Here is an 18,710-nt window from a genome sequence, read left to right as displayed (position 1 = left end):
AACCTAGACCGACACAACCTCCACGAGATCGTCGAGCCCGGCAAAGTCGGACGGGTTGCGCGTGTAGAGACGCGCGTCGTGCGCATGCGCGGTGGCCGCGATCAGAAGATCCATCGATCGCGCGCGTGGCTGCCGCCCGAGTTCGACGACCGCCGACGCGATCCGCCCGTAGCTCGCGGACACCGCCTCATCGACCGGCAATGCGTCGAACGCCTTCTCGATCAGCACCAGGCGGCGCAGTCGCTCTGCACGCACTTCGGACGTCTTGGCCACCAGAACACCAAAGTGCATCTCCGCCAGCGTGATCGCACTCAACGCCAACTCGCCGGCGATGGGTTCGAGGTCGGTGGCGAGCACGACGCTGGTGTCGAGGATGCCCCTCAATTCCGTTCCCATGGGTCTGCGATCTCGTGGTCTACTGCCTCGCGATCCACTCCCCAGTCGGGATCGGCCGGGCCGGCGAACAGTGACTCGACGTCGGCCCACTGTCGCCATGTACGTGGTGCTGCGGCAACCAATTTCGCGCTCGCACGACCGGAGACCGTGATGGTGATCTCCTCGCCGGCCTCAACGCGCCGAACTAACTCCGAGGCATCTTGGCGCAATTCTCGCAGTCCAACGGTGTTCATTTTTCTATGGTAGCACTTGTGCTACCACGGCTCAGCGCGAATAGATGACCCGGGTGCGCAGGATGACGTCGGCGACCGACCTGCGTCGGGAATCGACTGCCACCCATAGCAATCCGATCGCGAAGAAGGTACAGATCAGGGCGCGCAGCAGTGCGCCGATCGGGCGCATGCGCACCCCCTTGTAGTTGACCACTCGCAGACCCATCACGACCGAACCGAGGGTGCGGCCCGACACGGCCCAGCATGCGGTGAGGTACAGGACCGACACGGCGAGAAAACCACTCGCGGTGAAGAAGAGGTTCGGTTGGGCAAACGTGAAGCTCTGCACGCTGAGGATGAACCGGATCAGCATCAGGCCGAGATACCCGCCCCCCAGGATCGCGCCGACCACGCCGAGGTCCAATCCCGCGGCGATCCCCCGGCTCACGATGCCGGCGTTCTTGTCGCGGTCGTGCACGACGCCGTGGGCTACGGGGTGTCGCGGGACGACCGGCGTCTCGTCGTCGGCGGTGTCACTCATCGGGCGCCTCCACCTTGCGTCGGAGCAGACGTCCGATCGCGTTGGCCACCGCGTCGTCGGCCCGCTCGGAAGTACTGCGCACATCGGTCATCACGTCGGCGGTGACCGAGGTGCTGGCGTCGCGGATGATGTCGGGCAGGTCGACGCCCTCGATGATGTCCTCGGCCAGCCCGATCAGGTCGACCCGGGCGAGGATGGCGTCGATGTCGAGTCCCCCGGCAACGGCATCGAGGTCGACGTGCTTGACCGCGGCGTTGAGGTCGACCCGCTCGGCGATCACCGCATTGAGGTCAACGCGGTCGAGGATGGCGTTGATGTCCAGGTCGCCGGCGATGGCGTTCAGATCGGCATGTTCCTTCACGAGGTTCGTCAGATCGAGTTCGGCGACGACGACCGTGATCACCGCAACGACGAGCCTCAGGACGCGGTCGACGAGCACTGGCACGACGTCGGTGATGACGCGGTCGCCCTCGGCGGCGAGACGATCGATGCCGCGGCGACCGTAGGGGCCGATCACCGGCAGCCGCAGGGCTTGGCGGGCGACGGATCGCGCTGCCTCGGCGGAGGAGACGACGCCCCGAAGCCCCAATGCCACGGCCCCGGTGGCGATCTTCGCCTCGCGGGGCGCGTCGCTGCTCATCGGCGAATTATCGCACGCGACAGGCGGTCAGCCACACAGAAAACTCCCACTTACACACGGGATCTTGTGTGTAAGTGGGAGTTCTGTGTGTCAGCCCAGAGGCTTCGAGCTCAGAGAGCTTCGTACAGCTCGCGAGCCAGCTTGGCGGTCTCGCTCGGCGTCTTGCCGACCTTGACGCCGGCCGCCTCGAGGGCCTCCTTCTTGGCCTGGGCGGTGCCCGAGCTGCCGGACACGATGGCGCCGGCGTGGCCCATCGTCTTGCCTTCCGGCGCAGTGAATCCCGCGACGTAGCCGACGACCGGCTTGGACACGTTGGCCTTGATGTAGTCGGCTGCCCGCTCCTCGGCGTCGCCGCCGATCTCGCCGATCATCACGATGACCTTGGTCTCGGGGTCCTTCTCGAAGGCCTCGATGGCGTCGATGTGGGTGGTGCCGATGACCGGGTCGCCGCCGATGCCGATGGCGGTGGAGAAGCCGAGATCACGCAGCTCGTACATCATCTGGTAGGTCAGGGTGCCCGACTTGGACACCAGCCCGATCGGGCCCTTGCCGGTGATGTTGGCCGGGGTGATGCCGACGAGCGACTCCTCCGGAGTGATGATGCCGGGGCAGTTGGGCCCGATGATGCGGGTCTTGGTGCCCTTCTCGACGTTATAGGCCCACGCGTAGGCGCTGTCCTGCACGGGGATGCCCTCGGTGATGACCACCAGCAGCGGGATCTCGGCGTCGATGGCCTCGATGATGGCGTCCTTGGCGAACTTCGGCGGCACGAAGGCGATCGACACGTCTGCGCCGGTCTCCTTGATGGCCTCCGAGACACTGCCGAAGACGGGCAGCTCGATGTCGGAGCCGTCCTTGGCGGTGTGGGCGACGGTGGTGCCGGCCTTGCGGGCGTTGACGCCGCCCACGATGTTGGAGCCCGCCTTGAGCATCAGTGCGGTGTGCTTGGTGCCCTCACCGCCGGTGATGCCCTGCACGATGATCTTGCTGTCTTTGTTCAGGAAAATCGACATTGTCCGTTACCTCACTTGCTCGCCAGTTCGGCGGCCTTGTCGGCGCCGGAGTCCATCGTCTCGGCGAGCGTCACCAGCGGGTGATTCGCATCGGCCAGGATCTTGCGTCCCTCGTCGACCTTGTTGCCGTCCAGGCGCACCACGAGCGGCTTGTTGGCCTCGTCGCCCAGCTTGCCCAGTGCACCGACGATACCGTTGGCGACCGCGTCACAGGCGGTGATGCCACCGAAGACGTTCACGAACACGCTCTTGACCTGCTCGTCGCCCAGGATGACGTCGAGACCGGCGGCCATCACCTCGGCGGACGCACCGCCGCCGATGTCGAGGAAGTTGGCCGGCTTCACGCCGCCGTGTGCCTCGCCCGCGTAGGCGACGACGTCGAGCGTGGACATGACCAGTCCGGCGCCATTGCCGATGATGCCGACCTCACCGTCGAGCTTGACGTAGTTGAGGTCGTTCTCCTTGGCCTTCAGCTCCAGCGGATCGGTGGCGTCCTTGTCGTGGAATGCCTCGTGATCGGGATGGCGGAAGTCGGCGTTCTCGTCGAGGGTCACCTTGCCGTCGAGGGCGAGGATCTGATCGTCGGGGGTGCGGACCAGCGGGTTGACCTCCACCAGGGTGGCGTCTTCGGCGACGAAGACCTCCCACAGCTTCTGAATGGTCACTGCGGCCGCGTCGAGCACCTCGGCGGGCAGCTTGCCCTTCTCGGCGATCTCGCGGGCCAATTCGAGGTCCACACCGGTGACGGCGTCGACCGGCACGCGCGCGAGGGCGTCCGGGTTCTCCTCGGCCGTCACCTCGATCTCCACGCCGCCCTCGACCGAGCACATGGCCAGGTAGGTGCGGTTGGCGCGGTCGAGCAGGAAGGAGATGTAGTACTCCTCCGCGATGTCACTGGCCTCGGCGACCAGCAACTTCTTGACGACATGGCCCTTGATGTCAAGGCCCAAGATGTTCTCGGCGTGCGACTGTGCGTCATCAGGGGTTGCGGCGAACTTCACGCCGCCCGCTTTTCCACGTCCACCAACCTTGACCTGAGCCTTGATCATCACAGGCTTGCCGATTTCTTCGGCGATCGCCCGTGCATCGGCGACAGTGTCGGTCACCCGCCCGGGTGTGGTGGGAACCCCATGCTTGGCGAACAGTTCCTTCGCCTGGTATTCGAAGAGATCCATTCAGCTCACCATCTCGTAGGTTTGCCCGCGCAGAGGGATGTAACACCGCGGGGGTGTGTAACGCGGGCCATATCGGACTCTAAACCTGCCGGATATGGCCATCGTGACCGCACCCTGCGCTTGTGCGACAGATCACTCGCTCGGTCGGCATTCCGGGGTCGGCGATGAACACGTTTCGACGGGGTGCTCCAATAGATCGCTGACGTCGGAGAACAACAGGGAGCGACATCCACAGTAACGAAGTGGCTCTTTAGGATAGAGCATACATCGCAATGGTTCTGTGACTCAACTCACATAATTGCAGGAACCTTGCGCGCAGCGTTGGACTTGCCGCAATCATTTCGTTACCGTCAGCTCCCAGACATGGTCACAAAAGGGTTACGGAACGTTATTCCGAAATCCGCTGCAGCGAAGAGATGAGGTGGACGATTTGGCGGAAGCGTATTCCCGCGGATCGGCCCGCACCCGGTCACGAAGCACGACGACGTATCCGGGGCTCGACGATTTCGCCGCCGAGGAGATGACGACGATCATCCCCATCGACGAGTACGACACCGCCATCGACTCCACCACCGACCACTCGTGGACCCCCGCAACCTGGGAGCCCTACTACCGTCCGAGCCGCTCCGAGGTCACTCAGGACATCCTGATCCCCGAGCACGAGTTCGACGAGTACGAATACGACGAGCCGCTCGACTTCGAGGGCGCCCGCCCCGACATCCTCTCCGACGACCCCGGTCGCCTCGCCGTCGAGACCGACGACAAGCCGTTCCGCAGCAACCCGCAGGGATCGCGCACCAAGCGTGGCGGCAAGCATCGCGTCGCCGCACCGCCGACCGCCCTGCGTGGTGGCCGCGCCGCCCTCTTCGCCATCGCCGCCGGCGCCACCGTCGCCGCGGTCACCCAGGTGAGCAACGCTGACGAGCCGAACGGCACCTCGGTCAGTCCGGCCGCCAACGTCTCCGATACGAGCGCCACGAGCGATCTGGGGCCCGGTGTCGCCGCGTCGACCGCCAGCCCCGACACCGACGGGTTCGGGCAGCAACTCGCCGTCGGCGCCGCAGCAGCAGCCGACGAGGCCCGTCGCGAAGCACTCGCCCGACGCCCGATGTTCGCGCAGCCCGTCAACTTCGCCTCCGGCAGCTGCCAGTTCACCTCGCTCTACGCGATGCGCTGGGGTTCCATGCACGGCGGCATCGACCTGGCCTGCCCGCTGGGCACCCCGATCCACGCGGTCACCGACGGTGTCGTGATCGCTGCCGAGCCCGCCAGCGGTTACGGCAACTGGGTCCAGATCAAGGCAGCCGACGGCACCGTCACCATGTACGGCCACATGTCCTCGTCGGGCGTCCTCGTCCGCAAGGGCCAGCACGTGACCGCAGGCGACGTGATCGCCCTCGTCGGCAACGAAGGCTTCTCCACCGGCCCCCACCTCCACCTCGAGGTGTGGAAGCAGGGTGTCACCAAGATCGACCCCGTACCGTGGCTCGCCGCGCACGGCGTGCGTCTGCCTGCCTACAGCGGCTAGAAAACCACTGGCCTCACGGCCTCCCCGGCGTCGATAATCGCCGTGTGGAGGTGTCTTTCGTCAAACGTGCCGGTGGGTACGACGTTCGCATTACGCGAGACAAGCCGCCCGTGCTGGCACCGCGCCGGGGTCCGGGTGGTCGTTCACGCATTCCGCACGATGCGGCCCACATGGTCGTCGAGATCGAGGCTTCCCTGTCGGGTGGAGTGTTCGGCAGGCTCTACGACGCCAACGGCCTCGACGGGTTGTTCTGGCCCGCCGATCCCGCCGAACGACGCAAAGCCGCCCGCCGTCCGCGTCGGCCGACTGCCGGTCAGGTCGAGGACATGGAACGCTCGGAATACCTGGCATCCCTGACTTTCGCGCTGTGGGAGGTCGAACGCGGATTCGCCGCGCCCGACCCCGCGTGGCCCGGCCGCACAGAAGACGCCGACGTGAAACCCGAACTCCTGCAACGGATCTTCGATCGCTTCGACGATTTCGACGCTCGATGGCGAGAGCTCTCCGACGGCGGCGAGGTCACCGTAGCGTGGGTCCAGCCGCGTACCGCTGTTCGCGGACGACTGCGACCCGCTCGCTGAGATGCTCGATCAACCCCACCGCTCCCTGATTCGAAGAGTACTGTCTTCGGCCTCCTGAACTGCGGAAATCTGTACCTGGGAGCCCAGTCAAATGCACAGTGCACGTGGCCGGGCTGAGGCGTACAGATATCCGACGGGGGTGGCGATGTGATCGTGTGATCTGGCCGTTTCGGACGACTCTTCCCGCCTCCACGATCGCGATTGGGCCGCTGATCCGCAGGGTTCGGTGACTAGCGCTCTGACCTGCACATAAGCGTCCACCACCCCCACCGCTCCCTGAGGTGTTCGAAGGGCAGGCGACCGGGCCACGTCAGCGAGCCACCGGACCACTGAAAGTAGGGGAAGGTTCTTCCCCTACTTTCTGCCCCTGCTTGTTGAGTCGTCCGCGAGAAAATTCGCGGGGAGGACTCCAGGGATAGGGGACGAGTTTCTTCCCCTATTTTTCGTGGATCATCGTCGCCGCGCCGCGCTCCACGGCCCTCTTCCCACCTCCACGATCGTCGGCAACGCCGACGGAGGGACGCTGACTCGAAGAGTTAGGTCACCACCGCTCTGACCTGGGCAAATACAGCCTGTCGGGGAGTCGCTCCTGACACTCTGTGTCCTGTTGGAGAATCTGTGTGCTGCAGCACACGGTTGACCCGACTCGGCACAGGGGTGTGGTCTGAGGCCACCCATGGCACATCACCCCAGGGCGGCCTCGGCTTCGGTCTGGCCGTGTCCCGCGTCGTCCTGCGAGAACTCGAGTTGAGTTGGAGAACGCGAGTGCTGCAGCACTCGCGTTCTCCAATTCGGCTCCTGTTGTCGCGGGTGCCGGCCGCGCGGATGCCGCGTCAAACTCCAACCTTTGTGGGTACTCGTCTGCGGAGCGATGGGTTGGGTGACAACCGCGCCAAGGGTTGAGCCGTCCAGCCGATGTTCTAGCAGAAGGTGTCGCCTTCGCCGGGACGCGACGACCGACAATCGGTGACTGGGGTCGGGCCCGTCAGCGTCCGCTTCCGGGATGTTCCCGGACGACCACCGTCATGGGCCCGATCCTGCCCACCGGCCCTAACCCCACACTTCCCGCCTCCACGATCGTCGGCAACACCGACTGAGGGCCGCTGACTCGAGTAGCGCCTGCCGGCGAGGCGAAAACTTCCGCTCACCAGCAGCTTCGAGGCTCTCACCTCGGCCGGCGGTGGCAAGACGGACGCCTACAACTTGTCGCCGGGTATGCCGCCCGCGGTCAGTAGGGTGACCCGACCGGCGCTGCCGCCGTAGTCGATGACGACGCGTTCGGTGGCGCCGCTGCCGATTTTGTCGACCACCTTGCCCAGGCCGTACTTGGGGTGGTTGTGGCGGTCGCCCACTTCGTAATTCACGTATTTGTTGCGCCCGCGAGCCGGATCGGCAGAATACGAGGACCGCCCACGACCGCCCGACATCCCACCCGACGAGAACGCACCATCGCGGCCGAAGACACCCGACGACGACCCGCCGAAACCACTCGACGACCGACGCCGTTCGGTTTTCCGCCAGTCCAGTAGGTGCTGCGGAATCTCCTGCAGGAAGCGGGATTCCGGATTCGACACCGGCTGCCCCCAGGACGCCCGGGTGATCGCGCGGGTCAGGTACAGCCGCTCCTTGGCGCGGGTGATGCCGACGTAGGCCAGGCGTCGTTCCTCACTCAGTTCGGCCGGGTCACCCATCGCGCGCATGTGCGGGAAATGGCCGTCCTCCCAACCGGTTACGAAGACCACCGGAAATTCCAGGCCCTTGGCGGTGTGCAGCGTCATCATCGTGACCACACCCTCGCCCTCGTCGGGCACCTGGTCGGCGTCGGCCACCAGCGAGACCCGTTCCAGGAACGCCGCGAGCGACCCCGGCTCGGGCTCCCCCTCGGTGTCCCGGCCGGACTCCAGCGGATCGTCGTCCTCGTCGATCTCGCCGGCCGCCAACTTGGCCGCGTCCTGGCTGAACTCCTGTGCCACCGAAATCAATTCGTTGAGGTTGTCCAGACGCGCGCCGTCCTGCGGGTCGTTGGACGCCTCGAGTTCGGCGCGATAGCCGGTGCGTTCGACGATCGCGTCGATGAGTTCGCCGATGTCGGCGCCTTCCTCGGTGGCGTCGATGTAGGCGACGTCCTCGTCGGCGTCACCGGCCGAGCCGAACCCGGTGAGGAAGTCGGTACGCAGACCCTCGATGAGGTCGACGAAACCGCCGATCTGTTTCACCGCACGGGAATTGAGCAGCGCGACCTTGCCGTCGGCCGCGTCGATCAGCGACTCGTAGAAACTGCGGCCGGTGTTCTCCGAATGCACCGCGACGCACGCCTCGGCACGATCGCCGATTCCGCGTCGTGGCGTGTTCAGGATGCGACGCAGACTCACCGTGTCGTCCGGGTTGGCGACCACCCGCAGGTAGGCGACCACGTCCCGAACTTCTTTGCGCTCATAGAATTTGGTGCCGCCGACCACCTTGTACGGGATCCCGTGCCGGACAAAGACCTCTTCCACCGCTCGTGAGCCGGTGTTGGTGCGGTAGAACACCGCGATGTCGGAGTACTTGTGGCTCGACGACCCGCCGATCGAATAGTCGGTGAGGTTCTCGATCTCCTTCGCGATGAACACCGACTCGTCGCGATCGGAATCCGCGACGTAGCCGACGATCAGTTCACCGTCGCCCGAGTCGGTCCACAACCGCTTGTCCCGACGATGCTCATTGCGCGCGATGACCGCATTCGCGGCTGACAAGATCGTCTGGGTGGAACGGTAGTTCTGTTCCAGCAGAATGGTTTCCGCGTTCGGGAAGTCCCGCTCGAACTCTTCGATGTTGCGGATCGTCGCGCCGCGGAAGGCGTAGATCGACTGATCGGCGTCGCCGACGACACACAGTTCCGACGGCTGAACCCCGCCGTGTCCATGTGGCCCGCTCGCTGCGCTCCCGGCGCCAGAAGTGACGTGCTCCCCCACCAGCTCACGGATCAGGACGTACTGCGCGTGGTTGGTGTCCTGGTACTCGTCGACCAGCACGTGCCGGAAGCGGCGGCGGTAGTACTCGGCGACCTCGGGGTGCGCATGCAGCAGCGCCACGGTTTCGCCGATCAGGTCGTCGAAGTCGAAGGCGTTGGCCGCGCGCAGGCGACGTTGATACTCGCGATAGATCTCGGCGATCTTGAGCGCCGACGGCTCGTCGTCGGCCGCAGCTTCGATCGCCCGCTCCGGGCCCACGAGTTCGTTCTTGTAGTTGGAGATCACCACCGCCACGCCGCGCGGGCTGAACTTCTTGGGGTCCAGTTCGAGGTCGCGGATGATCATGCCCAGCAGGCGTTTGGAGTCGTCCGCGTCGTAGATCGAGAAGTTGGAGTTCATCCCCTCGAGCAGCCCGGACTGGGCACGCAGGATGCGCACGCACGTCGAGTGGAACGTCGACACCCACATGTAGGTCGCCCGCGGGCCCACCAGGTCGATGACCCGCTCCCGCATCTCCGCCGCGGCCTTGTTGGTGAAGGTGATGGCGAGGACCTGGCCGGGCGAGACATCCCGCGCGGCCAGTAGGTAAGCGATCCGCCGGGTGAGCACCGCCGTCTTGCCGGAACCGGCGCCCGCAACGATCAGCAGCGGCGCCCCGGTGTGCAGTACGGCCGCACGTTGCTGCGGATTCAACCCGTCGAGCAGACGGTCGATCGCAGGATCGGACGGGGCTGCCGCACGCGCCTCGCGGGTGTCGGCGGACGGGAGAGAGGAAGTGCCAGTCATCGGTATTCGAGGTTACCCGCAGGCACCGACATCTCCTGGACACACTCGCACGCCGCACGCCACGGCGACATGGCATTCGGACGACCGACCGAACAAGCTACGTCTCGTCGGCTCCGACGGCTACGATATGCCCGGATCGACAGACTCTGGCGGCGCCATGTGGTTTCGGCGCTGGGACGCGGGACCAACAGGAGGAACAACCATGTCGAAGGCAGCTGGGGCGGTCATCCTGGCGGTGGGGGCGATAGCCGCGGTGATCGCGGTGGTGGTGTCCTTCATCCCGTTCAGTCATGCCGGGACAGCCGAACCGACGGCCGCATTCCGCGCGCAGAAGAGCCTCGACGAGGTGCTGTTCAAACTGGCCTCGAGTCCCGCCGCGAAATACACCGGCAGTGTGACGCAGGAGTACGGCGGGCAGAGCATCAAGTACGACTTCACCAACATGGTGGTGACCATCTCCAACAGTGCCGAGGGCACCATCTCGGTGAACGGCAACCAAGGCGAATACCGGCAGGTCGGCAACAGCCGCTTCGTCAACGCACCGGCCGGTTTCTGGACCGCCGTGCTGAGCTCCAACGAGAAGGAACGCAAGGATCTCGGGCCACTCGCCGGCAAGTGGGTCGACTCGTCGCGCACCAGCGTGTTGCCGGTCGGAAACACCCTCGCGCCCGACATCCTCGCCGGCACCATCGGCACCGTGCCTGCCGATCAGGCACCCAAGCTCGGCCCCATCGAGGTGGCATCGCCGAATCCCGGTCTGCCCGACGCACGCTTCTGGCCGGTGTCAGACCCGCCGGTCACCTTCGTCGGCGACAACGTCGTGAAGATCGGCCAGTGGGAGGTCACCTTCGATCCGAGCTCCAAGGTGGTCACCCATGTCAAGGGCACCGAGGTCACGGACGAGGGGTCGGACAAACTCACCACCACCTACGACCTCGACGTGGCGACGCAGTCGGCCGACGATGCGGCGAAGTTGTTCGCCAACCAGCGTGCGCTGGTCAACGATCTCGTCAACGTGCCGGCTCCCGGCTACACCGTGGACAGCCGCGCAGTCGCCTTTGTGCCCGGCGGGAACTGCACACGCGCCGCATGCCCGTTCACCTACACAGGTAGCGGAACCGTCTCACCGACTGCGACCGGCACCGGCTACGTCAACTACGGCCTGACCGTCAACTTCACGCTCAACGGCCGCCCGGCCGCCGCACCGTGCACGACGGTGATCCGCGCGGACTTCGGCGCAACCGGCCGGGCGACGTGCGTGGCCCGCAACATCGTCGGCGAGGGCACCACGGTTCGCGGCGTCCCCACCTGGCAGTACCTGCCGTTCCGCACGAATACGGTCGACGCGTTGAACGACCAGATCAACAAGAATCAGGAACGCACCAAGCAGCAGGTCACGTTTGTCCGTACCGGCTCCAAGCAGCCCGAGGCCGCCGCATACGGGTCACCCCGTACCGGTCTGCCCAGCTACTACGTGATCCAGCGCGGCGACTACCTCTTCGACGGTCTCGGCCCGCTGGGCGACCTGCTGGTCATGTTCGCGCCCGGTTACGCCACCCACGTCGTCAACGGACAACTCGACCCGTCCTGGGCCGGCACCACCACCATCAAGGACCAGATCACCAAGCAGGTCGCGGCCGCCAACGGCACACGGGTCCTGTGGTTTGTCGCGGAGCCCAGCACCGCCGTGGCCCTCGAGGCGCTGGTCCGCGAAGCCGGTCAGAGCGACAAGATCGAGGTCTCCTACATCGATCCGAACCGCTGATCGGCGCCTGACGCGGCGGGGTCACTCGCCGAGGAAACGCGCCTCGACGACCTCCCCGACCCGACCCGCCCCGGTGTGCAGCGCCAGCCCGGCGGTCAGCGGCGCGACGTTGACCGCCGAGCCCTGGCCGTCGAGCTGCACGTAGATGACGTGCAGGCCTGGCTGCACGGTTGCCTTGACCCGCGACCCCTCGTCGAGCCAGAACTCGACCTCGCCCGCACGGTTGGCGCAGTAGCTCAGCGCGATCGTCCAGCGCCACCGGATGAGCGGGCCGTCGAGTGCCAGCCGGGCAGGTGCCGACAACTCCGGTCTGGCACAACTCCCCCGACCCTCGGCGATGGCACGACGCGGTGTCACCGCGCCGGCAACGAGTTGCCCCGAGGTGTCGAGGACCTGTAGTCGGTCGGTGCTCGAACCGAAATCGGGTCGCTGCCGAAGCCGTCCGAAGGTGTGGCTGATCTGGTTGTTCGGATAGGCCACCGGCAGCAGGATCTCCAGTGGCAGCGCCTGATCGAACATCGGATGATCGGTGCCCGCGGCCAGGCTGCGTTTGGCGGTGTCGAGGTAGTCGCCGGTCGGGTTGTCGCGCCACGAGTTCCCGAACCCGGCCAATGACACGCTTGCCGACGCCACCGCCAGCCCGATGAGGACGACCACTGCCACGAGCCCGGTCGCCGGGGCGGCCGGTTCGGCGGGTTTCGCGTGCCGACCACCCCGGGGATTCTCGTCGTCGGCCGGCACTGCCCTGACGCGGGCCGGAGCCGCGATCAGCAGCGCGAGAGCCGCGGCGAAGACCAGCGCGGTGTCGGGCAGATAGCGCATCGTCTGCGCCAATTCCAGGGCGGTGTTGCCGCTCGACCGATTCCACATCACCGGCACCTGAGCGAGCACCGCATATGCGGCGGCGAGGATGAGGATCGCCGCAGCTCCGCGCTTGCGGAGCAGCGCCCAGATCGCCACCGCGGCGATCACCAGCCACCCGGCCAGGATCATCCACCACGACGCGAAACCCATGGGCGGGCTGGGATTCCACCGGTCCCATTCCCACGGACCACCGACCAGCGAAGGCACGATCGCACGATTCACCGACCGCCACACGAGCCGCGCGGTCTGTGCGGCCGAGTGCACGCCCGCCGTCGCATCCGACACCGAGAAGAACACGATCAGCCACACTCCGAAGATCGCGGCGAGCGCTCCCCACAGACCGCGCGCACGGGACACCGCCGTCGCCAGCGGACTGATCGGGTGATCCTCGAACGCGATCGAGAGGGTGGCCGCGACCAACGCGACCGGTAGGACGAACAACGACTTCTCGAAGAACGCGAGGGCGACCACGAAGACGATCGACGATCGGACGACGATGCGGCGGCGCTGCGCGGCGTCGGCGTCGGACCGGCAGGCCAGGACGGCGTCGCCCACGATCCACGCCATCGCCGCCTGCATCGGCAAGGTGTTCAGCCCGGCCGCCCACCAGGTGAAGGCAGGCACGGTCATCGGCGTGAACAGGTAGAACGTCAGGGCCGCCAGACCCGCCGCACCAGCGCGGGGCGCGATGATCCGGATCATGCGCCACACCGCCACCGATGCGATCGCCTGCCCGACGATGAGCGTGATGGCCGGTACCACCCAGTTGACCGGGGCGATCACCGTGGACAGGCCTGCCACCAGGAAGGCCGCCGGCATGAAGTGGCCGTCGTGGCTGTGACCCAGGTAGTCCCAGGACAGAATCGGCATCGTCGAGGCACGCCCGATGAGGATCAGGTCGTCCCAGTAGAAGCTCCCCGTCGCCACCAGAGCGCCGCGAACGACCAATGCCGCGATGATCAGGGCCGCCGCGATCGACGACACCGTTCGATTGGTCATCATGGCACCTATCGTCTCGTGTCCGTTCCGACCTGCCGCACTCGGTGGTGCCGAGTACCGGCGTGGCAGAATCGGGCGGGTGACCGACGACAGCAGCACCCAGCCCGTACCGTTCGACCAGACCATCGATCTCGAGCGGTATGAGCTGTCGTCCGAGGTGTCCGACCTGCCCGACGACATCGACTCGCTGCGCCTCGAGATCGACCGGCTCGACGCCGTCATCCTGGCCGCGGTCAAGCGGCGCTCCGCGGTGTCGAAGAAGATCGGCGCAGCACGTATGGCGTCGGGCGGCCCACGACTCGTCTACAGCCGCGAGGTCAAGGTACTCGAGCGATTCAAAGACCTTGGGCAAGAGGGCCATACGCTGGCGATGTTGCTGCTGCGACTCGGCCGCGGACCGCTGGGCCGGTGAACCTAGGGCGTGCCCTAGTCGTGAACACCTGTCGATGAGCATCGCGGCCCCCGCCCCGAACACATAGGGTAGGTAGCCATGAGCAGCGACGTGTCGAGCGGCGGTTTCACAGGCAGCGGAGAGTTCACCGGAAGCGACCATGGTGACATCACCGCCACCCAGTCGTGGCAGGCGCTCGCGGCTCATCAGCCGCACGTGTACGCGATGCATTTGCGAGAGGTGTTCGCCGTCGACCCCGATCGGGGCCGTGAGCTGACGGTCGACGTCGGAGATCTGCACATCGACTACTCCAAGCACCGTGTGCTCCGGGAGACGCTGGAACTGCTGTTCAGCCTCGCACGCGAGGTCGGGCTCGAGGACCGCCGCGACGACATGTTCGCCGGCGCCCACATCAACACTTCTGAGGACCGCGCCGTCCTGCACACCGCGTTGCGACTGCCGGCCGACGCGTCGCTCACGGTCGACGGTCAGGATGTGGTCGCCGACGTCCACGAGGTCCTCGACGCGATGGGCGTCTTCACCGACAAGCTGCGCAGCGGCGAGTGGAAGGGCCACACCGGCAAGGCGATCACCGACGTGGTCAACATCGGTATCGGCGGTTCCGACCTGGGCCCGGTGATGGTGTACCAGGCGCTGCGCCACTACGCCGACGCCGGCATTCGCTGCCATTTCGTGTCGAACGTCGACCCCGCCGACCTCGTCGGCACCCTCGCCGACCTCGACGCCGAGACCACGCTGTTCATCATCGCCTCCAAGACCTTCACCACGCTGGAGACCCTGACCAACGCCTCGGCGGCCCGCAGCTGGCTATTGGAAGAGCTGGGCGCCGGAGCCGACGCGGTCGCGAAACACTTTGTCGCAGTGAGCACCAACGCGACCGAGGTGTCGAAGTTCGGCATCGACACCGCCAACATGTTCGGCTTCTGGGACTGGGTCGGCGGACGCTACTCGGTCGACTCGGCGATCGGGCTGTCGGTGATGGCGGCCATCGGCAAGGACCGCTTCGCCGAGTTCCTCGACGGATTCCACGTCGTCGACGAGCATTTCCGGACGCAGCCCCTCGAACAGAACGCGCCGGTGATCCTGGGCCTGATCGGACTCTGGTATTCGAACTTCTGGGACTCGCAGACACGCGCGGTGCTCCCCTACTCCAACGACATGGCCCGATTCGCCGCGTATCTGCAACAGCTCACGATGGAGTCGAACGGCAAGTCGGTGACCGCCCAAGGGCATCACGTCACCACCGACACCGGCGAGGTGTTCTGGGGCGAACCCGGCACCAACGGCCAGCACGCCTTCTACCAACTGCTGCACCAGGGCACGCGGATGATCCCGTCGGACTTCATCGGCTTCGCCGAACCCACCGACGACCTGCCGGTGACCCCCGACGGCGCGGGCTCGATGCACGACCTGCTGATGAGCAACTATTTCGCCCAGACCAAGGTGCTCGCCTTCGGCAAGACCGCCGATGAGATCGCCGCCGAAGGTGTGGCCCCGAATGTGGTGGCGCACAAGGTGATGCCCGGTAACCGGCCGACCACGTCGATCCTGGCCCCCAAGCTCACCCCCGCGGTGGTCGGCCAGCTGATCGCCCTCTACGAGCACCAGGTGTTCGTCGAGGGCACCGTCTGGGGAATCAACCCGTTCGATCAGTGGGGTGTCGAGTTGGGCAAGACGCAGGCCAAGGAGTTGCTGGGCGTCATCACCACCGACGCCGCGCCCCCCGCCGCGGACGACTCGTCGACCGACGAACTGGTCCGGTGGTACCGACAGCATCGCGGCCGCGAGGCCTGAGCTGCAGGCTCCCACCCACCGCTCCCTGAGGTGCTCGAGACAGCTAGCGGGTAACGACAGTCCCATCGTCGTCGATATGGCATATGTCACACCCGGCGTCGAGATCGCGGCCCGGACGCCACCGCAGATACCGGGAGTCCGCCATGGGTAGCCGCCATCTTCTCCGCCGAATCCGACGCCCCATCGCCATCACCGTCGGAATCATCACCGCCACAACGGGAATGGGCCTGGCTGCGACAACAGCCAACGCCGAACCGCAGAACCGCACAGCGTCCTCGGCGCCGTTGTACACACTGGCCGATGGGGTTTGCGCGGGCACCGTCAGGATGCTCGCCGCACCCGGGCCGTACCGCCCGGGACAGGTATACGTGCAGGTAACGGGCGGTTTCCTCGGCATCTCCGGCACCAGTGCACCGTGCCGGGTGGACGTCCGGGTCGACTGGCGCAACCTCACCCGCGGCACTCGCGGCACCCTCCGCGGCTGGGTCGCCGGCACCGGCATTCCGTCAGTCACCACTCACGGCATCGGCACCACCGTCACCACCGGGTCCGGCAGGGTGGAACTGCGCCTGCAGCCCGACCTCCCGCACCTGGCGATCGCGCCCATCCAGGTGACCGCAGATTGATCGCGTCAGACTGATCGCCTCAGCCGTCGCGCCAGCGCTCGTCGTCGAACACCTCGTCGGGAATCTCGTCGCCGGGTTGGACACCAAGCTGCTCCAGCCGCCCCATCAGCGCGGCGGCGACCGCGATGAACGTCACGAGATCCTCTGTCTCGGTGGATCTTTCGGCCGGATTACCACCCAGGAACTCGTACAGCGTCGGCGGCACGCACGCACCCATGTCGATGGTGTGAGTTCCGGTGGCGTCACGCCATGCATCGAAACTCGCGACGTCGACGGCCTCGGCGATCTCCCCGGAACGGATCGCGGCCAGCACCTCCTCGACCGTCGCGAGTTCTCCCGAATCGCCGCTCGACGCATCGAATCCGAGCACCGAGTCGTCGGAGATCTCCTCGTCGTCGGCGACGGTGAAGTACACGATGCCGCGCCAATCCGCGCCCAACGCCTCCACATCGTCACGCCCGAACACGTCCGTCAGCAGTTCACTGACCTGTTCACGCTTGCGCTGGCCGAACAACTGGAACGCGCCCGACGCCACGACTTGCCCCTGCTTGGTCGTCACCTCGGTAACCTTACGCAGCGTGAGGATTGATCGGATGGTGCGGCGCGTCGGGATCGCGGCAAGCGTGGCGATGCTGTTGGCGGTCGGGGCCTGCTCATCGACAACCTCCGACACCCCAGCCGGCGACAAACCTACGTCGGTGCCCATGTCGGCATCGGTGACCGTGTCCCGCGGCGTACCCGCGCGCACGGCGCCCGGCACCGGCCTCGATTTCGGTGCCACGGCCACGCTTCCGGCCGACGCCTTCGCCACGTCGGGCGCCCTCGCACTGTTCACGGTCACCGGGATAACACCCGCCGAGGGTGTGCCCGAAACCGCCACAAACGGCGGCGTCCCCTACTTCATCTACGTGACGGTGACCTCGCTGGCGAATCGGCCGTCAGCCGCACCGGGCGTGGTCGGGATCGCCGGGAGCCCCGACGGCCGGGCGGCAGCGCTCACCGTCCCACCACCCACGGGTCTGCCGTCGTGCACTGCGACCGCGAAGCCGGAACGAATGCGGCGCGGCGAGTCGTATGCGACGTGCCTGCTCGCCCTCGCCGACCCGGGGCAGAAACTGCAGCAGGTCATCTACTGGGCCGACACCTCCGGCGCAGACGCCTTCGACTACAAGACCTCGCCGGTGGTGTGGCGCAACCCCGCCGCCGTGGCGCCGAGCGGTTCACCCGCGCCGACGAGCTGAGCTGCCCACCGCTGGTCGATCTCGACACGGTGCCTCGCTCCGCTCGGTACCGGCTCGATCCGGCGGAGCCGACTCCGAGCCGCCAGGCCGCTGGGTTGAGGAGCACCGTGCGAGCGATAGCGAGTCCGATGCGTCTCGAAACCAGGCGTGGTGTCGAGACCACCGCACGGTTGACGATCCGGTCTCGACGGGGTCAGAGTTGATCCATGGAGTTCACGGCTCCAGCCGAGAGTTACGACAGTTTCATGGGGCGCTACACCCGCACACTTGCGCCCGCACTCGTCGACGCGGCCGGCGTGCGGGCGGGTTTGTGTGTACTGGACGTCGGTTGCGGGCCAGGCGGTCTCACGTCCACCGTGGCCGAGCGTGTCGGCGATCCGCGCCAGGTTGCCGCGATCGACCCGGCACCTCAATTCGCCGAGGCGTGCCGTGCCAGGAATCCGGGCGCCGACGTGCGGGTGGGTGTGGCCGAAGCGCTGCCGTGGGAGGACGACAGCTTCGACGCGGCACTCTCCTGCCTCGTCGTCGGATTCATGACCGACCCGGACGCGGGACTGGCCGAGATGGCCCGAGTCACCCGGCCGGGAGGACCAGTCGCCGCCTGTATGTGGGACCTCACCGAGGGCGGCATGATCATGCTCGAGACGTTCTGGGCAGCCGCCCGCGACCTCGACCCCGACGTCGTCGGTGAGCGTCTGCGTGCGGGAGTGCGCCGAGGCGACATCGCGCATCGGCTCGCCACGATCGGGCTCGACTACGTCGTCGACGGTGAACTGCACGCGAGCGTCGAGTACACCGACTTCGACGACTTCTGGATGCCGTTCACCTACGCGGTCGGGCCGGCCGGTTCCCATCTGGCCGGACTGGACGACGACAGCCGCGGGCAGATCCGCGAGGCCTGCCGTTCGAGGCTGCCCGACGGACCGTTCACGCTCGAAGCCCGTGCCTGGTTCGGGTGCGGAACTGTCCCACCCGCTGCGTGAGGTCTCGATCGCGGAGGTGGGAAGAGTGGACTGTCACCGAAGCGAGGCCGACACTGGCGACAGCAGGTGCTGAGTTGGAGAACGCGAGTGCTGCAGCACTCGCGTTCTCCAACTCGACTCGAGTCCTCGCTGAAAAAACTCCTCCCCTAGATTTTGCGGGCCGGGTGCAACCCTATTTCGCAGGTCAGAGCGTTGGTCAC

Annotated in this window: 17 protein-coding genes; 8 read left to right on the top strand and 9 right to left on the bottom strand. The window is 66.4% G+C overall.

The window, feature by feature from the left end:
• Window positions 1-3: 3 nt before the first annotated feature.
• From MKW15_RS04290 to sucC, 6 genes are all read right to left on the bottom strand, one after another.
• Window positions 4-396: a type II toxin-antitoxin system VapC family toxin gene (locus MKW15_RS04290; RefSeq protein ID WP_240856343.1), complete on the bottom strand. Its 393-nt coding sequence runs from the start codon at window positions 394-396 to the stop codon at window positions 4-6.
• On the bottom strand, window positions 381-629 hold the full coding sequence (locus MKW15_RS04285) for a type II toxin-antitoxin system Phd/YefM family antitoxin (protein ID WP_240856342.1): 249 nt from the start codon (window positions 627-629) through the stop codon (window positions 381-383). Before MKW15_RS04285 ends, MKW15_RS04290 begins: the two co-directional genes overlap by 16 nt.
• A 31-nt stretch (window positions 630-660) precedes the next feature.
• Complete coding sequence (locus MKW15_RS04280) at window positions 661-1,149, bottom strand: RDD family protein (protein ID WP_240856341.1); 489 nt, start codon at window positions 1,147-1,149, stop codon at window positions 661-663.
• Window positions 1,142-1,789: a hypothetical protein gene (locus MKW15_RS04275; RefSeq protein WP_240856340.1), complete on the bottom strand. Its 648-nt coding sequence runs from the start codon at window positions 1,787-1,789 to the stop codon at window positions 1,142-1,144. The genes MKW15_RS04280 and MKW15_RS04275 overlap by 8 nt, the downstream gene beginning before the upstream one ends.
• 110 nt (window positions 1,790-1,899) lie before the next feature.
• Window positions 1,900-2,802 (bottom strand): succinate--CoA ligase subunit alpha, encoded by a 903-nt coding sequence (gene sucD / locus MKW15_RS04270; RefSeq protein WP_240856339.1) that lies wholly within the window; start codon window positions 2,800-2,802, stop codon window positions 1,900-1,902.
• Window positions 2,803-2,813: 11 nt separating this feature from the next.
• Window positions 2,814-3,977: an ADP-forming succinate--CoA ligase subunit beta gene (gene sucC, locus MKW15_RS04265; protein ID WP_240856338.1), complete on the bottom strand. Its 1,164-nt coding sequence runs from the start codon at window positions 3,975-3,977 to the stop codon at window positions 2,814-2,816.
• A gap of 421 nt (window positions 3,978-4,398) precedes the next feature.
• On the opposite strand from sucC, the gene MKW15_RS04260 reads away from it, so the two are divergent.
• Together MKW15_RS04260 and MKW15_RS04255 are read left to right on the top strand one after the other, a co-directional pair.
• Window positions 4,399-5,505 carry a M23 family metallopeptidase gene (locus MKW15_RS04260; RefSeq protein ID WP_240856337.1) on the top strand — a complete coding sequence of 369 codons (1,107 nt, stop codon included), beginning with the start codon at window positions 4,399-4,401 and terminating at the stop codon, window positions 5,503-5,505.
• A gap of 44 nt (window positions 5,506-5,549) precedes the next feature.
• Window positions 5,550-6,086 carry a hypothetical protein gene (locus tag MKW15_RS04255; RefSeq protein ID WP_240856336.1) on the top strand — a complete coding sequence of 179 codons (537 nt, stop codon included), beginning with the start codon at window positions 5,550-5,552 and terminating at the stop codon, window positions 6,084-6,086.
• Window positions 6,087-7,282: 1,196 nt separating this feature from the next.
• Here the strand turns inward: MKW15_RS04255 and MKW15_RS04250 are convergent.
• Window positions 7,283-9,826, bottom strand: a complete 2,544-nt coding sequence (locus MKW15_RS04250) for a UvrD-helicase domain-containing protein (RefSeq protein WP_240856335.1) — start codon at window positions 9,824-9,826, stop codon at window positions 7,283-7,285.
• 202 nt (window positions 9,827-10,028) lie between these two features.
• Between MKW15_RS04250 and MKW15_RS04245 the strand changes: the two genes are divergently transcribed.
• Window positions 10,029-11,591: a hypothetical protein gene (locus tag MKW15_RS04245; RefSeq protein WP_240856334.1), complete on the top strand. Its 1,563-nt coding sequence runs from the start codon at window positions 10,029-10,031 to the stop codon at window positions 11,589-11,591.
• A 21-nt stretch (window positions 11,592-11,612) separates the two neighbouring features.
• Here MKW15_RS04245 and MKW15_RS04240 read toward each other — a convergent pair whose 3' ends face one another.
• Window positions 11,613-13,457: a hypothetical protein gene (locus MKW15_RS04240; RefSeq protein ID WP_240856333.1), complete on the bottom strand. Its 1,845-nt coding sequence runs from the start codon at window positions 13,455-13,457 to the stop codon at window positions 11,613-11,615.
• Window positions 13,458-13,533: 76 nt separating this feature from the next.
• On the opposite strand from MKW15_RS04240, the gene MKW15_RS04235 reads away from it, so the two are divergent.
• The 3 genes from MKW15_RS04235 to MKW15_RS24355 all read left to right on the top strand — a co-directional run bounded on the left by MKW15_RS04235 (window position 13,534) and on the right by MKW15_RS24355 (window position 16,286).
• Window positions 13,534-13,866 (top strand): chorismate mutase, encoded by a 333-nt coding sequence (locus MKW15_RS04235; protein ID WP_240856332.1) that lies wholly within the window; start codon window positions 13,534-13,536, stop codon window positions 13,864-13,866.
• 78 nt (window positions 13,867-13,944) lie between these two features.
• Window positions 13,945-15,660, top strand: a complete 1,716-nt coding sequence (gene pgi, locus MKW15_RS04230) for a glucose-6-phosphate isomerase (RefSeq protein WP_240856331.1) — start codon at window positions 13,945-13,947, stop codon at window positions 15,658-15,660.
• A 143-nt stretch (window positions 15,661-15,803) separates the two neighbouring features.
• Window positions 15,804-16,286, top strand: coding sequence for a hypothetical protein (locus MKW15_RS24355; RefSeq protein ID WP_276614608.1), 483 nt, complete (start codon window positions 15,804-15,806; stop codon window positions 16,284-16,286).
• Between the two features lie 19 nt (window positions 16,287-16,305).
• On the opposite strand, the gene MKW15_RS04220 is transcribed toward MKW15_RS24355, so the two are convergent.
• Window positions 16,306-16,845, bottom strand: a complete 540-nt coding sequence (locus MKW15_RS04220; RefSeq protein ID WP_240856529.1) for a hypothetical protein — start codon at window positions 16,843-16,845, stop codon at window positions 16,306-16,308.
• 145 nt (window positions 16,846-16,990) lie between these two features.
• Here MKW15_RS04220 and MKW15_RS04215 point away from each other — a divergent pair, with 145 nt between their 5' ends.
• Complete coding sequence (locus MKW15_RS04215) at window positions 16,991-17,527, top strand: hypothetical protein (protein WP_240856528.1); 537 nt, start codon at window positions 16,991-16,993, stop codon at window positions 17,525-17,527.
• 206 nt (window positions 17,528-17,733) lie between these two features.
• A complete protein-coding gene (locus MKW15_RS04210) occupies window positions 17,734-18,510 on the top strand; it encodes a class I SAM-dependent methyltransferase (RefSeq protein ID WP_240856330.1) in 777 nt (258 codons plus the stop codon).
• Window positions 18,511-18,710 lie beyond the last annotated feature (200 nt).

The sequence above is a fragment of the Gordonia gummivorans genome (assembly GCF_022513585.1).
Lineage (GTDB): Bacteria > Actinomycetota > Actinomycetes > Mycobacteriales > Mycobacteriaceae > Gordonia.
The sequence above is the reverse complement of the archived record's forward strand: the minus strand, read 5'-3'. Positions and strand labels throughout refer to the sequence as shown.

Bases quoted from the DNA above. Each gene is read 5' to 3' on its own strand.
- MKW15_RS04290 (WP_240856343.1), bottom strand. From the start codon at position 396: ATGGGAACGGAATTGAGGGGCATCCTCGACACCAGCGTCGTGCTCGCC.
- MKW15_RS04285 (WP_240856342.1), bottom strand. From the start codon at position 629: ATGAACACCGTTGGACTGCGAGAATTGCGCCAAGATGCCTCGGAGTTA.
- MKW15_RS04280 (WP_240856341.1), bottom strand. From the start codon at position 1,149: ATGAGTGACACCGCCGACGACGAGACGCCGGTCGTCCCGCGACACCCC.
- MKW15_RS04275 (WP_240856340.1), bottom strand. From the start codon at position 1,789: ATGAGCAGCGACGCGCCCCGCGAGGCGAAGATCGCCACCGGGGCCGTG.
- sucD (WP_240856339.1), bottom strand. From the start codon at position 2,802: ATGTCGATTTTCCTGAACAAAGACAGCAAGATCATCGTGCAGGGCATC.
- sucC (WP_240856338.1), bottom strand. From the start codon at position 3,977: ATGGATCTCTTCGAATACCAGGCGAAGGAACTGTTCGCCAAGCATGGG.
- MKW15_RS04250 (WP_240856335.1), bottom strand. From the start codon at position 9,826: ATGACTGGCACTTCCTCTCTCCCGTCCGCCGACACCCGCGAGGCGCGT.
- MKW15_RS04245 (WP_240856334.1), top strand. From the start codon at position 10,029: ATGTCGAAGGCAGCTGGGGCGGTCATCCTGGCGGTGGGGGCGATAGCC.
- MKW15_RS04240 (WP_240856333.1), bottom strand. From the start codon at position 13,457: ATGATGACCAATCGAACGGTGTCGTCGATCGCGGCGGCCCTGATCATC.
- pgi (WP_240856331.1), top strand. From the start codon at position 13,945: ATGAGCAGCGACGTGTCGAGCGGCGGTTTCACAGGCAGCGGAGAGTTC.
- MKW15_RS24355 (WP_276614608.1), top strand. From the start codon at position 15,804: ATGGGTAGCCGCCATCTTCTCCGCCGAATCCGACGCCCCATCGCCATC.
- MKW15_RS04215 (WP_240856528.1), top strand. From the start codon at position 16,991: ATGTCGGCATCGGTGACCGTGTCCCGCGGCGTACCCGCGCGCACGGCG.
- MKW15_RS04210 (WP_240856330.1), top strand. From the start codon at position 17,734: ATGGAGTTCACGGCTCCAGCCGAGAGTTACGACAGTTTCATGGGGCGC.